The organism is Nonlabens sp. (assembly GCF_051251825.1).
Taxonomy (GTDB): Bacteria; Bacteroidota; Bacteroidia; order Flavobacteriales; family Flavobacteriaceae; genus Nonlabens.
On record NZ_JBPOGG010000004.1, the window covers coordinates 214814 to 228075 of the forward strand.

The 13262-nt window shown below is 36.3% G+C and carries 12 protein-coding genes; 11 read left to right on the forward strand and 1 reads right to left on the reverse strand.

Going from position 1 to position 13262, the window contains the following annotated elements; translation table 11 throughout:
- Window positions 1-288: 288 nt before the first annotated feature.
- The 4 genes from ACSHWW_RS07335 to ACSHWW_RS07350 are packed head-to-tail and all read left to right on the forward strand — an operon-like array spanning window position 289 to window position 4569.
- Window positions 289-684: a Rid family detoxifying hydrolase gene (locus tag ACSHWW_RS07335; RefSeq protein ID WP_435681782.1), complete on the forward strand. Its 396-nt coding sequence runs from the start codon at window positions 289-291 to the stop codon at window positions 682-684.
- Window position 685: 1 nt separating this feature from the next.
- The gene (locus ACSHWW_RS07340; RefSeq protein WP_435681783.1) at window positions 686-1555 is read left to right on the forward strand and encodes a nucleoside phosphorylase; all 870 of its coding nucleotides are present in this window, start codon (window positions 686-688) and stop codon (window positions 1553-1555) included.
- 46 nt (window positions 1556-1601) lie between these two features.
- Window positions 1602-3659, forward strand: a complete 2058-nt coding sequence (gene ppk1, locus ACSHWW_RS07345; protein ID WP_435681784.1) for a polyphosphate kinase 1 — start codon at window positions 1602-1604, stop codon at window positions 3657-3659.
- Window positions 3660-3696: 37 nt separating this feature from the next.
- On the forward strand, window positions 3697-4569 hold the full coding sequence (locus ACSHWW_RS07350; protein ID WP_435681785.1) for a substrate-binding domain-containing protein: 873 nt from the start codon (window positions 3697-3699) through the stop codon (window positions 4567-4569).
- Between the two features lie 223 nt (window positions 4570-4792).
- On the opposite strand, the gene ung is transcribed toward ACSHWW_RS07350, so the two are convergent.
- The gene (gene ung, locus ACSHWW_RS07355) at window positions 4793-5458 is read right to left on the reverse strand and encodes a uracil-DNA glycosylase (RefSeq protein WP_435681786.1); all 666 of its coding nucleotides are present in this window, start codon (window positions 5456-5458) and stop codon (window positions 4793-4795) included.
- Window positions 5459-5560: 102 nt separating this feature from the next.
- Between ung and ACSHWW_RS07360 the strand changes: the two genes are divergently transcribed.
- From ACSHWW_RS07360 to ACSHWW_RS07390, 7 genes are all read left to right on the forward strand, one after another.
- Window positions 5561-7723 (forward strand): endonuclease MutS2, encoded by a 2163-nt coding sequence (locus ACSHWW_RS07360; protein ID WP_435681787.1) that lies wholly within the window; start codon window positions 5561-5563, stop codon window positions 7721-7723.
- Between the two features lie 2 nt (window positions 7724-7725).
- Entirely contained in the window at window positions 7726-8133 is a 408-nt protein-coding gene (locus ACSHWW_RS07365; RefSeq protein WP_435681788.1) for a thiol-disulfide oxidoreductase DCC family protein, read from the forward strand.
- 60 nt (window positions 8134-8193) lie between these two features.
- Window positions 8194-9318 (forward strand): OmpA family protein, encoded by a 1125-nt coding sequence (locus ACSHWW_RS07370; protein ID WP_435681789.1) that lies wholly within the window; start codon window positions 8194-8196, stop codon window positions 9316-9318.
- A 4-nt stretch (window positions 9319-9322) separates the two neighbouring features.
- Entirely contained in the window at window positions 9323-9874 is a 552-nt protein-coding gene (locus ACSHWW_RS07375) for a hypothetical protein (protein WP_435681790.1), read from the forward strand.
- 141 nt (window positions 9875-10015) lie between these two features.
- Window positions 10016-10837, forward strand: a complete 822-nt coding sequence (locus ACSHWW_RS07380) for a mechanosensitive ion channel family protein (RefSeq protein WP_435681791.1) — start codon at window positions 10016-10018, stop codon at window positions 10835-10837.
- A gap of 97 nt (window positions 10838-10934) precedes the next feature.
- Entirely contained in the window at window positions 10935-11801 is an 867-nt protein-coding gene (locus ACSHWW_RS07385; RefSeq protein ID WP_435681792.1) for a mechanosensitive ion channel family protein, read from the forward strand.
- A gap of 120 nt (window positions 11802-11921) precedes the next feature.
- Window positions 11922-13241: a M28 family peptidase gene (locus ACSHWW_RS07390; RefSeq protein WP_435681837.1), complete on the forward strand. Its 1320-nt coding sequence runs from the start codon at window positions 11922-11924 to the stop codon at window positions 13239-13241.
- The last annotated feature ends 21 nt before the right edge of the window (window positions 13242-13262 follow it).

A 13262-nucleotide genomic window follows, 5' to 3' on the forward strand; every position in this document is an offset into this window, starting at 1 on the left:
CCGAATAGGATGAATACGCATTCCAATTTAAGTTTAAGTTTAGATTTAGGTTTAAATAAGTCAGTCTTCAAGAACCTCAGACTTCGCTGAACAGTATGGATACGCCTTCCAGTTTGATAAAAAAACTTGATAAAACCATACCTTGAATATTCCACCCAGCCTAGCGTCATTATTCTTGTTTCTCGTTTCTTGTGTCTTTTGTATAGTGTCTTGATTTTATTTTTGATTTTCATTTTGATTTTAGTTTAAGTTTAGATTTAAGTTTTGTTTTTCCTTTATATTTATCTCATGAAAAAAATCATTTACACAGACCTTGCGCCTAGTCCTATCGGGCCGTATAACCAAGCAGTTTTAGTAGACACTCCACAGCAAAAAACACTGTACACAAGTGGTCAGATCGCTATTGATCCAGCTACTGGAAAACTTAAAATAGATGATCTTAAAGAGGAAACTCATCTAGTGATGAAACACTTAGAGAGTCTCTTAAAACAAGTGGACATGACTTTTGAGAATGTCATAAAGTCTTCTATTTTCTTAAGCGATATGGGGAATTTTGCTACCGTAAATGAAGTTTATGGAAGTTACTTTAATGAAGCTACGGCTCCAGCGAGAGAAACGGTAGAAGTCGCAAACTTGCCTAAATACGTGAACGTAGAAATCTCTGTAATCGCAATGACTTTTTAATATGGCCATAGCAGCATCAGAATTGATTTTAAACGATGATGGTAGTATTTACCATCTCAATTTACAACCACATCAACTGGCGCACACGATCATTACGGTAGGTGATCCAGATCGTGTGAGTGACGTTTCTAAGCACTTTGACCACATAGAACATCGAGTGGGAAAGCGTGAATTCCACACTCATACAGGAACTTTAAAGGGCAAACGCATCAGTGTGGTTTCTACCGGTATAGGAACTGATAATATTGACATCGTTTTTAATGAGCTCGATGCGCTGGTAAACATCGATTTTGAAACTCGCGAGATTAAGAAGAAATTGACGCAGCTGGATTTCATACGTATCGGTACATCTGGTGCGGTGCAGGCAGATATTCCTGTGGATTCATTTTTACTGTCTCAACGAGGCATCGGTTTTGACTCTTTGTTTCACTGGTATGAAAATGATGGTGGTGATATTGCTTTCGCGAAAGTGGTACAAGAACAACTACACCTCTCTCAACAAGCCGCAAGACCTTATACCATTTCCTGTGACATGGCGCTCGCTAGCCTATTCAAATATGACAGAATGATTCTAGGAAACACTATAACAAACGTAGGTTTTTATGGTCCACAAAGTCGTCAATTGCGATTAAAACCAGCTCATGACAAGCTGAATTCCAGTATCGAGGCGTTTGAATATGAAGGAGAAAAATTAACCAATCTAGAAATGGAAACGGCTGGAATCTACGCCATGTCCATGCTTCTAGGCCACAGAGCTGTTTCTTTAAATGCTATACTCGCAAATCGCGCTACAGGAAAATTTTCTACACAACCGCAGCAGACTGTAGATGAACTTATACGTTTTACTTTAAATGCGATCGTAGATAATTAACAAGGATTTGACGATTTGATTTTATTAGAGTTTGTATTTTTCAAGAGTGAAAGAAACAACCAATTATCCCATCAGACATCGTGATTTAAACTGGCTTAGTTTTAATGATCGAGTACTTCAAGAAGCAAAAGATGAAACTAATCCTTTATATGAGCGATTAAAGTTTGTCAGCATATTTTCTTCAAACCTAGACGAGTTTTTTAGAGTGCGTGTTTCTCAATTACGCCAAATTAAAAAAGTCAACAAATCGCTCCGTAAAAAACTAGCCTTCAGACCTAATAAGATTCTTAAAGAAATCTTGAAAAAGGTAAATGAACAACAAGAAGAATTAGGAGCCATATTCTTTGACACTATTATTCCAGAACTGAAAGAAAATAATATTCAATTACTTTCTTTTGAAGAGCTCAACACTTCTTACCTAGAAGAGGCAACGTCCTATTTTAACGAGAATATCAAGGAACTACTTAAAATAGATACGATTAAAGCCTCTACAAACTCAGATGTTTTTCTTGAAAATAGTGAGCTTTATTTTTTAGTGACTTTCAAGTCTGCAATGCAATATGGTATTGTAAATATTCCTTCTGATCAGTTACCACGATTTGTAGAACTTAAAGTAGATGGAGATCAACACGTGATTGCTTTTATAGATGATATTCTTAAATCGCAATTAGGCGGATTATTTCCTAAGGAAGAAATAACAAATTCATTTGCTATTAAATTATCTCGTGATGCAGAGTTGTATCTAGAACAAGAAATAGATGGAGAACTAGATCAAACACTTGCCGATTTAATTTATGAATCCTTGAGTCAGCGACTGGAAGGTCAACCTACTCGCCTACTTTATGACAGTTCTATGCCTAAGGAAGTGCGCAAAAACTTGAGAAAAAGCTTAGGATTAGGAAAAGTAGATATGGTTGCCGGTGGTGCTTATCACAATTTTGACGATTTCATAAAATTCCCTGAACCTACAGATAATAAAAAACTAAAAGCAGAAAAACTTAGCTCTATAAAACATAAAGCTTTTCAAGAAGCAGATAACTATTTTGATGTAATAAGAGAAAAGGATCAATTAGTTCATTTTCCATACATGTCATTTGACTATGTACAAAACTTAATTAATCAGGCGGCAACTGATGAGCTAGTACGTGAAATAAAAATCTCCTTATATCGAGTCGCGGACCACTCTGCTCTAACTGATGCGTTGTTACTTGCACTTGAAAATGGAAAAAAAGTAACAGTGTTTATAGAAGCCAAAGCACGTTTTGACGAAGAGAATAATATAAAATGGGGACGCATATTTGAAGACAAAGGTGCTCATGTTATCTACAGCTATCCTAAAATTAAAGTGCATAGTAAGGTAATGCTCATTTTACGTGAAGAAGGAAAGAAACTTAGAAGATACGCTTATATAGGAACTGGTAATTTTAATGCTCAAACATCTAAGTTCTATTGTGATCACGGTTTATTTACAGCTCATAAAAAAATCACCAAAGAATTACATCGTGTTTTTAAAGTACTTCAAGGTGATATGATCATTCCGCGAGCAAAACGTCTTTTAATTTCTCCTTTCACGACTCGTGCAACTCTTGAAGAATTAATTAGAAATGAAACGGAAGCTGCTAAGGCTGGGAAACCATGTAGCATTACAGCAAAAATGAATCAGTTAGAAGATGAGAAGATTATTAAACTCTTATATAAAGCGAGCATTGCAGGAGTTCCTATCCGATTAATTGTACGTGGATTTTCTAGATTGATTCCTGGAGTTAAAGGATTAAGTGAAAATATTTACATGACAAGTATAGTCGATCAGTTCCTAGAACATGGAAGGATTTATAAATTTCATAACTTAGGCAAACCTTTAATGTTTACAGGTAGTGCAGACTGGATGACTCGTAACCTAGATCGCAGAATAGAAGTCCTCACTCCTATTTATGATCAAGACATTTTCAAAGAGCTAGATGACATTCTAAATATTCAACTGGCTGATAATGTAAAGGCTCGTGTTCATACCGAGAAAGAAGATAATCAAATTGTTTCTTCAACCGATTCTAAAACAGTAAGATCACAAATAGATATACATTCCTATCTATTGGATAAAAATTAAAACAAAGAGTTTTATCTTTGTAGGACTTTCAAACAGCATGATTACTATAAAAATAGGCGGCGTTCCAGAACATTTCAATCTCCCATGGCATTTTGCCCTTGAAGATGGCGCATTTGAAAAAGAAGGGATCGATTTGCAATGGCAAGACGTACCAGAAGGAACTGGCCGCATGAGTAAATTACTACGCAGTAAAGAACTAGACGTAGCATGTATTCTTACAGACGGAATTGTAAAAGATATCATGGCTGGAAATCCTTCACGTATCTTACAGGTTTATGTTGCTTCTCCTCTATTATGGGGCGTTCATGCACCAGGAAATATAGAAGCCGAAAAAACACAACAACTCGAGGATGGTAAATTTGCCATAAGTAGATATGGAAGTGGTTCTCATTTAATGAGCTATTTACTTGCTAAAAAACACGGTTGGGACACGAGCGATTTAGACTTTGAATTAGTAAATACACTTGACGGTGCGGTTGAAGCTCTTTCTAATAATAAAGCACAGCTTTTTTTATGGGAACGTTATATGACGCAACCTATCGTAGATCAAGGTGTTTTTAAAAGATTAGAAACTATTGCTACTCCATGGCCTAGTTTTGTCATTGCAGCAACTCAAGAATGCATTGCAGAGAAAGAAGAAGCGCTCGCAAAAATGCTAGCCGTCATCAATCGCTATACAGCAGACTTTAAACAAATTCCTTCCATAGACCGAACTATCGCTTCCCATTACGATCTTCAAGTAGGTGATGTTCAACAATGGTTACTACGCACAGAGTTTAGTGACGACCAATTATGGAACGCAACCGTTGATAAAATAAATAATGAATTTACCGCAGTAGGAATTATAGATCGTAAAGTCCAGTTAAATGAATTGATTTATGATCTTCCTAAACTGGATGAGGAAGAATAGCCTTTGAATTTGAAGTTGAACTTGAAGTTGAAGTTGAACTCGAATTAAATCATAAATCTCTTAAACCTGTCAAGCTGAACTCGTTTCAGCTTCTCATTTTATAACGTCTTAAAACTATTAGGTATAAAATCTTTCATTTCTATCATAAGTAGATTCTGAAATAAAACCTGCCTACCAGCAGGCAGGTTCAGAATGACAAGTAAACCAAAGAATTTATCCTAGCTTACCACTCAATCACCTCTTTTCCCATTCCCATAAGCAATTCATTCACCTGAGAAAAATGCTTGTTTCCAAACCAATAACCACGATTAGCACTTAGTGGTGATGGATGACCGCTGGTGAGAATATGATGTTTCTTTTTATCTATGAGTTTTGCTTTTCCTTTTGCAAAACCACCCCAAAGTAAGAATATCACATCTTCTCTTTCATCTGATATAGTTTTAATAACGGCATCTGTAAAGCGTTCCCAACCTTTCTTTGCATGAGAACCGGCATCACTTTCTCTTACTGTGAGAACTGCATTTAAGAGCAACACACCTTGCTGTGCCCATCGATCTAGATTACCACTTTCAGGAATAGTAATATTTAAATCAGATTGAAGTTCTTTAAAAATATTCTTCAATGATGGTGGATGAGCAATACCATCAGCCACTGAGAAACATAATCCATTTGCTTGTCCAGCACCATGATAAGGATCTTGACCTATAATCACCACTTTTACTTGATGTAGCGGTGCTGCATCAAATGCTGCAAAGATTTTAGAAGCTGGAGGATAGCATGTTTGTGATTGATATTCTGCCTTAACAAACTCAGACAGTTCTTTAAAATAATCGCTCTCAAATTGAGCTTGTAAAGCATTTTTCCAGCTCTCGTGTATTTTTACGTTCATGATTCAAAGTTAGTATTTGAGAAACAAAATAGAATCAACTTATAATTAATTCTAAAACCTGCGACTACTACACTGTCCTAAGTGTATTTTTGTAATCACATTATGAGTAGAATTTCCAGTAAAACCATTCAAGATTTAGAGTTCAACGTCGTGTTAGAACAGGCAGCTGCCTATTGTACTACCACAGACGGTAAGAAAAACATGCTTCTACTTGAACCGCTCACCTATCGCAAGGCAGTTAAAGAAGCACTCAGTCATACTCATGAGTATGTGGAATCATTCTCGAGTGAATACCGCATCCCTAACCATGGATTTGAACCTATTGAAAAGGAACTGCAACTGCTAGGAATTGAGAACTCTACGCTGGATAAGGAAAGTATACGCAAGCTTGTGGTGTTGCCCAAATCTGTAAATGAGCACATCAAGTTCTTTAAGAAACAGCAATTATTATTTCCTTCGCTTTTTTATAGACTAGACTCCATAGATCGCAATGATTATATACCAGAAACTGTAGATGCGGTTCTGGATCGTTTTGGTGAAGTAAAAGATGATGCATCTCTTGATCTCAAAGTATTGAGACATGAGATGAATAGTGTAAAAGGTCAGCTCAACGGTAGCTTCGGTCAGGCGCTTAGTCATTATTCCCAGTTAGATTATCTGGACGAGATACGAGAAAGTGTGGTAGAAAACCGTCGAGTTCTAGCTGTAAAATCCATGTACCGCCGCAAGGTAAAAGGAAAAGTGATGGGAAGTTCAAGAACGGGAAGTATCTCCTATATTGAACCAGAACGTGTTTTAACGCTTTCGCGGAAGCTAGCTGAACTAGAAGTTGAGGAAAAAGAAGAAATCAATCGCATTCTTAAAGTCCTTACAGAATCATTACGACCATTTCTAGAAGATTTTAAAATCTATCGTGATTATCTAATACATACTGATATAATTGCGGCCAGAGCTAGATATGCTCGATCTATCAACGCTATTTTACCGATGATGGTTGAAAATCGAGAGCTAGAATTAGTAGATGCCTATCACCCATTATTACTGGTCGCAAATCGTGCGCGTGATGAAAAAACTTATCCACAAACGATAGGACTGAAAGAAGATAATCGTATCATAGTCATATCTGGTCCTAATGCTGGTGGGAAATCTATCACTTTAAAAACTATAGGATTATTACAGCTCATGATTCAGTCAGGATTTTTAATTCCGGTGCATGAGAAAAGTCGTGTATGTTTATTCAAGCACGTTTTAACAGATATAGGTGATAACCAGAGTATAGATAATCATTTAAGTACTTATAGCTATCGTCTTAAAAACATGCGTGGTTTCCTCAAAAAAGCCGATGAAAAAACGCTGTTCCTCATTGATGAATTTGGTACAGGTTCTGATCCAGAACTAGGTGGTGCACTGGCAGAAAGTATGCTCGAGGAACTCTACAGCCGTAAGAGTTATGGAATCATCACTACGCATTACACAAACTTGAAGATGCTGGCCAACGAGATGCCTGAGATGACTAATGCAAATATGCTCTTTGACGCACAGTCGCTCGAGCCTATTTATCAATTACAGTTAGGAGAAGCTGGTAGTTCTTTTACCTTTGAGGTAGCACAGAAAAATGGTATTCCTTATTCTTTAATTAATAAAGCCAAAAAGAAAGTAGAACGTGGAAAAATACGCTTTGATAAATCGATCGCTGCTTTGCAAAAAGAACGTTCTAACTTACGTAAGAATAATGAATCACTGCGAGAACGTGAGATAAAGGCGACTCAAAAGGTTAATAAACTGGATGATACTCAAGATCGCGTGCAGCAAAAACTTCTAGACTTTCAAGAAATGTATGACAGTTACCAGCGTTACATTCAGCTAGGTAAAAAATTTGATGGTCTTGCAAGCGATTTCTCTAAGAATAAAAAGAAAAAACAGCTGGTGGACGAGTTAATGAAAATGGTGATTACTGAAAATGTAAAACGCTTGCCACCACCTAAAAAGACAGAAGCTAAGAAGCACAAACAAGAACAAGGGAAAAAGAAGCAAGTCGAGAATGAGGTCATTCAAAAAGTTGCTAAAATAAGACAAGAAAAAAAGAAAAATCCTGCTCCTGTAGAACAACCTAAACCCAAGGTGAATTTTAAAAAAGACGATCGAGTACGATTGCTTAATTCTAGATCTATAGGAACTATAGATAAAATTGAGAAAGGAAAAGCTACCATTAATTATGGTATGTTTACAACTATTGTTGCAATAGATCAACTAGAAAAAGTCTAATCATGGGAAAACAAAATGACGTAATTCTATTTGATGGTGTTTGCAATTTATGCAATGGTGCGGTAACTTTTATCATTAAAAGAGATCGTAAAAATCATTATCGCTTTGCAGCTTTGCAAAGTGAAATAGGTAAAATGTATTTGAAAAAACATAATATCGATCCTCAAGAAATTGATAGCATAGTATTAATTAGAGGTGAAAAAGCTTATTCTAAAGCAAGTGCTGCACTACGCATCGCTCAAAAAATGAGTGGATTATGGCCACTACTCTACCTTTTTATCATCATTCCTAAATTTATTTCAAATACCATTTACGATTACATTGCTAGGAATAGATATAAATGGTTTGGTAAAGAAGAAAGCTGCATGATTCCTACAACAGCACTTCGTGATAAGTTCCTTCATAAGTAGGAAGAAACAATTGTTAATCAATTGTCTAGGTTTCTTATATTTAGCCATAAATTAACTCTAGTGAAAAATATTCTTACAGGTACACTAGCATACATAGTCTATGCAGGAATGTGTCTATTGCTATTTAATTATCTATTCAATGATAGTTTTCAAACAACCGATTCTGTTGAGGTAGTTCCAGAAATTATCGATGAGGAACCTCTTATGGAAGAAATAGTAATTGTAGAAGACACATTAAGCGATTCTAAAAACTCACTTAATGATCAACTGGATTCTATTGCCGCTGCAAAAAATGCTATTGATCAACCACTTCTCGATATAGATCAACAAGAAGAAATGGATACAACTGCTGTAGATAGTATAACCACTGCTCTCGACGAATCAGAACCATCACAAGCTAAGACTTCACCGGTAGAGCTCACTAATTATGAGGCAAATACTTTTGTTATTAAAGATGATAAAGGAAACGCCTTAACGCAATGCTCGACGTTCACTACCATCTATAAAAACAACTCAAAAGTAAAAATCCCTTATACATGCCGTAACTATGGTAATGAACTGAAGGAATTGATGAGCGGTAGTAAAAACGCTCAACTGCATATCAACGGTTACAGTTCTCCAGAAGAGGATTCTGACATGGGATTAAAAAGAGCTCAATATGTAAAAAAATTGCTTACCAACTTAGGGATACAAAAGGAACAAATAATCATAAAACAAGAATTGAAAAAAATTCCATTTAAATCGGGTATTGCTCAAGGTGGCGTGGATATTTCATTAACTAACGTGAGTCATGATACCGTCAATAAATTAAGTAAAGAAAAGCCTCAGGTAATAGCTCCTAAACCTACCGTGATAGAAGGAACTGGTCCTTATGGATATAAAAGATTCACCACTGGATATCAAGGAGACTCATTTTATGGTAATAGAAGTTTTACCAATTATTTAAAGGAACTCAACAATTATTTAAATAGCAATAGCGGTAAAAAAGTTTATGTCTATGCATATACAGATACCGTAGGAAACGCAACAGATAATTATAACATAGGTAAAGATAATGCTAACACGGCCAAACGTTTATTAATTCAGAATGGAATTCCAGCATCAAGAATAGTTGCCGTGTCCAAAGGAGAAACACCTTCTGGAGCGCAAGGAAATAATCGTGGTATGGTAATCATTGTAAATTAGAAATATGGAATCATTTATTAATTCTCAGTTTGGTTTGTACATAGTTCTAGCTATAATGTTGCTCGGTGCATTTATAATTGGTTATATATTCGGTAATCAAGACAATAAGGAACAAAAGGTTAGCAATGAAGTCAAGCAAGTAGTTGAAGAAGTTCAAAATGTTAAGCGCAAACTTGATCGTGTAGAAAAGCGAGTAGAAATCTCAGATATTGATGAACCTGGACAAGTACGAGCTATGAAGACCAGAGAAAGAACCGGAAAACTCTCTGATGATGCAAAAAGTGACATTATAGAAAGTATCTTAGACTTAGAGTATTTAGGAAAAGGTAATCCCCAAAATGCCGATGATTTTCAAAAAATCGTAGGTATAGGTCCGTTTGTTGAAGAGAAGTTAAATAGTATAGGTATCAATAGCTATGAGCAACTTTCTAAACTACGAGATAAGGATACTGAGGCCATTACTATGCTCATAGAGTTCTTCCCAGGACGTATCCATAGAGATGATTGGAAAGGTCAGGCCGCTGGATTATTGAAACTAAAGGGTAGAAAAAAATAGTAGTTTTTCACAGTTCAAACTTAGATGTTACAATCTAAATTCTAACCTAGGCATCAAGGCTCAAGATTTTAAGATATAGTATGAAATATCTTAACAAATCATTTTCAAGCTATCTCCTTATGAGCTTTACCTTTGCAAACTATGGAAGATATATTTGCAAAATTAAATTTTGAAACTGGAGTTAAATTAATTCTAGAATACGGTATGCCTTTGCTTAAGGCTATTTTGATTTTTATCATCGGTAGGTGGTTGATTAAAAGAGTATTAAGACTAACTAGGAAAATCATGCTCGCTAGAGATTATGATATTACTCTTGAAAAATTTCTTCTTAATTTGATAAAATGGGGATTATGGATTTTACTAATTATTACCATAGTGGGAACATTAGGTGTTCAAACCTCAAGTTTTGCTGCCATTCTTGCTGCAGCAGGATTAGCAATAGGTCTAGCCTTACAAGGATCGCTTTCTAATTTTGCTGGCGGAGTTTTACTTTTATTATTCAAGCCATTCAAAGTCGGTGACACTATTGAAGCGCAAGGTATTACAGGAACTGTAAAAATGATAGACATCTTACAAACTAAAGTTGTCACCTTCCAGCGCAAACTTGCTATTATTCCAAATGGTCCATTATTAAACGGTAACATTATCAACTTTGATGCAGAAGGGATTTTGAGATGTGAAACAGAAATAGGTGTAAGTTATGATGCAGATATTCCTAAAGTTCTCGAAGTCTTAACTAAATTATGTACTGATCATCCTCTGGTACTAGAAGAACCAGCACCTATAGTTAAAGTGGTAGGTAATGGAGATAGTTCTATAAATATTATAGTTAGACCATATACACTCACCGCAGACATGTGGACCGTACATTTCTACTTGCAGCAAAACTTTAAACCTACACTTGATGCTATAGGTGTTGAAATACCTTATCCGCATCAAGTTGAGATTCATAAACAAGCTTAAATTCATTTTTCTTAAGATAATAAGCCGTTCATAACTGAACGGCTTTTTCATTTCTGTTTTAAATAACCTTACTATATTTGGTACTTAAATATCACAAATGTTACAAGAACCAGTAGTTACCGCCGAAAACGTAGACGTAAACGTCATGTCACAAGATACTGTATGGACCACTGAAAAAGTGCTAGACCTTACCTTAGAATATGGATTACCTATACTCAAAGCTATCATAATATTTATAATAGGTAGTTTTATTATTAAATGGGCGATCAAGCAGCTGGATAAAGTAATGCTTGCAAAACAATGGGATCTTTCTATCCAAAAGTTTATACTCAGCCTTCTAAGTTGGGCACTTAAAATATTCTTAGTAGTCAGTGTTATTTCTACTCTAGGAGTAGATACCGCTAGTTTATTAGGAATTTTTGCAGGTGCTGCGCTGGCGATAGGTCTAGCATTACAAGGCTCACTGGCAAACTTTGCTGGTGGTTTTCTCATCATCATGTTAAAACCTTTTAAAATAGGTGACCTTATAGAAGCGCAAGGTGAAATAGGACATGTTAAAGAGATTGAAATTATTAACACAACCATTCTCACACCACGTAATAAAACGGTCATTATTCCTAACGGTCCACTAGCTAACGGTAACGTGACTAACTACACGACTCAAGGAAATATACGTGTAGATACCACGGTAGGAATAGGTTATAATGAAAACATGAAACAGGCAAAAGATGCATTGCTTGCCATGCTTCAGTCTAATCCTATGGTTCTTGAAGATCCTGCGCCATCTGTAAACGTAGAAGAACTGGCAGAAAGTTCTGTAAACCTAGCCGTACGACCATATTGCAAACCAGAGCATTACTGGGATGTATTTTTCTGGACTGTAGAAAACACTAAATTGGTGCTTGATAAAGAAAACATTGAAATTCCTTATCCTCATGCAGTTGAAATTCAAAAAGAAGCATAAAATCTCAATTCATAAATAAAAGCCAGTCTATATAGATTGGCTTTTTTGTTTTACGCTTTCGCGAAAGCGTGATAACCACTATATTTAAATAAAATAAATGAAATGAGAATTTTAATAGTCATGTTGCTAGTGAGCTTCATAGGTTTCACACAAGTTCCATCTACAAATCAGCTGGATCTTTATAATATCATTAATGAAGTGAGCGCAGACCGTATCGAGAAAGATGTGCGCAAACTAGCAGATTTTGGTACAAGAAACACGTTCTCAGACACTATTTCAAATACTCGAGGAATAGGTGCTGCAAGAAGATGGATAAAAGCTGAGTTTGATAAAATATCTGCAGATTGTGGCGGTTGCCTTGAAGTATTTTATCAAAAAGATTATGTTACTACTGACATGGGAAGTCGCATTCCTAAAAACGCTTGGGTAGTAAATGTCGTTGCTATTCAACGAGGAACTCAAAATCCTAATGCTATGGTCATGATGAGTGGCGACATAGATTCTCGCGCCAGCGACACCATGGATTTCACGACCGATGCTCCTGGAGCAAATGATAATGCGAGTGGTATGGCAGGAACCATCGAGGCTGCACGAGTGCTTTCAAAGCGCAAGTTTAAAAACAGCATCGTCTACGTAGGATTGAGTGGTGAGGAACAAGGCCTTTTTGGAGGAAAAGGACTGGCAGATTATGCTCAAAAAAACCAATGGAACGTCATAGGTTTTCTTAACAATGATATGATAGGAAATATTGAAGGTGTAGATGGAGTGATTGATAATCGTGAATTTAGAATCTTCTCAGAACCTACTAACCCAGCAGAGACCGATAGAGAAAGAAACGGTCGTCGCTTTTATGGTGGTGAAGTAGATGGAATCTCAAGACAACTCGCACGTTATATTCACAAATCTGTTAAGAATTACATGCCTGAAATGAAACCTATGATGGTGTATCGTTTAGACCGTTTTGGTCGTGGAGGACATCACAGACCTTTTGCAGACTTAGGTTTCCCAGCAATACGTATCATGGAAGCTCATGAGAATTATACCCAACAACATCAAGACATAAGAACTGAAAATGGAATCAATTATGGTGACGTGGTAGAACATGTTAATTTCCCTTATGCTCGTAAGTTAACCGCCGTTAACGCCATCAACCTAGCCCAGCTAGCTTGGGCTCCTACTCCACCGCAAAATGTAAAAATAGGTGGAATTGTTGAGGCACATGCTAAACTGAAATGGGATGCTGTAAAAGATGCGGTAGGTTATAAAATTTACTGGAGAGACACTACGAGTCCTACTTGGGACAATTCTAGATATGTAGGTAACGTTACAGAACATACGTTAAAAGAGATTGTAATAGACAACTCGTTTTTTGGAGTTGCGGCTGTAGGAGCTGATGGCATAGAAAGTATCGTGCGCTTTCCTAGCGGTGTTTTTAGATAATTAAATCTCTTCATTATTTTA

What these genes read in the sequence shown, in the direction of transcription:
- ACSHWW_RS07335 (WP_435681782.1), top strand. Translation starts at nt 289, where the DNA reads ATGAAAAAAATCATTTACACAGACCTTGCGCCTAGTCCTATCGGGCCG.
- ACSHWW_RS07340 (WP_435681783.1), top strand. Translation starts at nt 686, where the DNA reads ATGGCCATAGCAGCATCAGAATTGATTTTAAACGATGATGGTAGTATT.
- ACSHWW_RS07350 (WP_435681785.1), top strand. Translation starts at nt 3,697, where the DNA reads ATGATTACTATAAAAATAGGCGGCGTTCCAGAACATTTCAATCTCCCA.
- ung (WP_435681786.1), bottom strand. Translation starts at nt 5,458, where the DNA reads ATGAACGTAAAAATACACGAGAGCTGGAAAAATGCTTTACAAGCTCAA.
- ACSHWW_RS07360 (WP_435681787.1), top strand. Translation starts at nt 5,561, where the DNA reads ATGAGTAGAATTTCCAGTAAAACCATTCAAGATTTAGAGTTCAACGTC.
- ACSHWW_RS07365 (WP_435681788.1), top strand. Translation starts at nt 7,726, where the DNA reads ATGGGAAAACAAAATGACGTAATTCTATTTGATGGTGTTTGCAATTTA.
- ACSHWW_RS07375 (WP_435681790.1), top strand. Translation starts at nt 9,323, where the DNA reads ATGGAATCATTTATTAATTCTCAGTTTGGTTTGTACATAGTTCTAGCT.
- ACSHWW_RS07380 (WP_435681791.1), top strand. Translation starts at nt 10,016, where the DNA reads ATGGAAGATATATTTGCAAAATTAAATTTTGAAACTGGAGTTAAATTA.
- ACSHWW_RS07385 (WP_435681792.1), top strand. Translation starts at nt 10,935, where the DNA reads ATGTTACAAGAACCAGTAGTTACCGCCGAAAACGTAGACGTAAACGTC.
- ACSHWW_RS07390 (WP_435681837.1), top strand. Translation starts at nt 11,922, where the DNA reads ATGTTGCTAGTGAGCTTCATAGGTTTCACACAAGTTCCATCTACAAAT.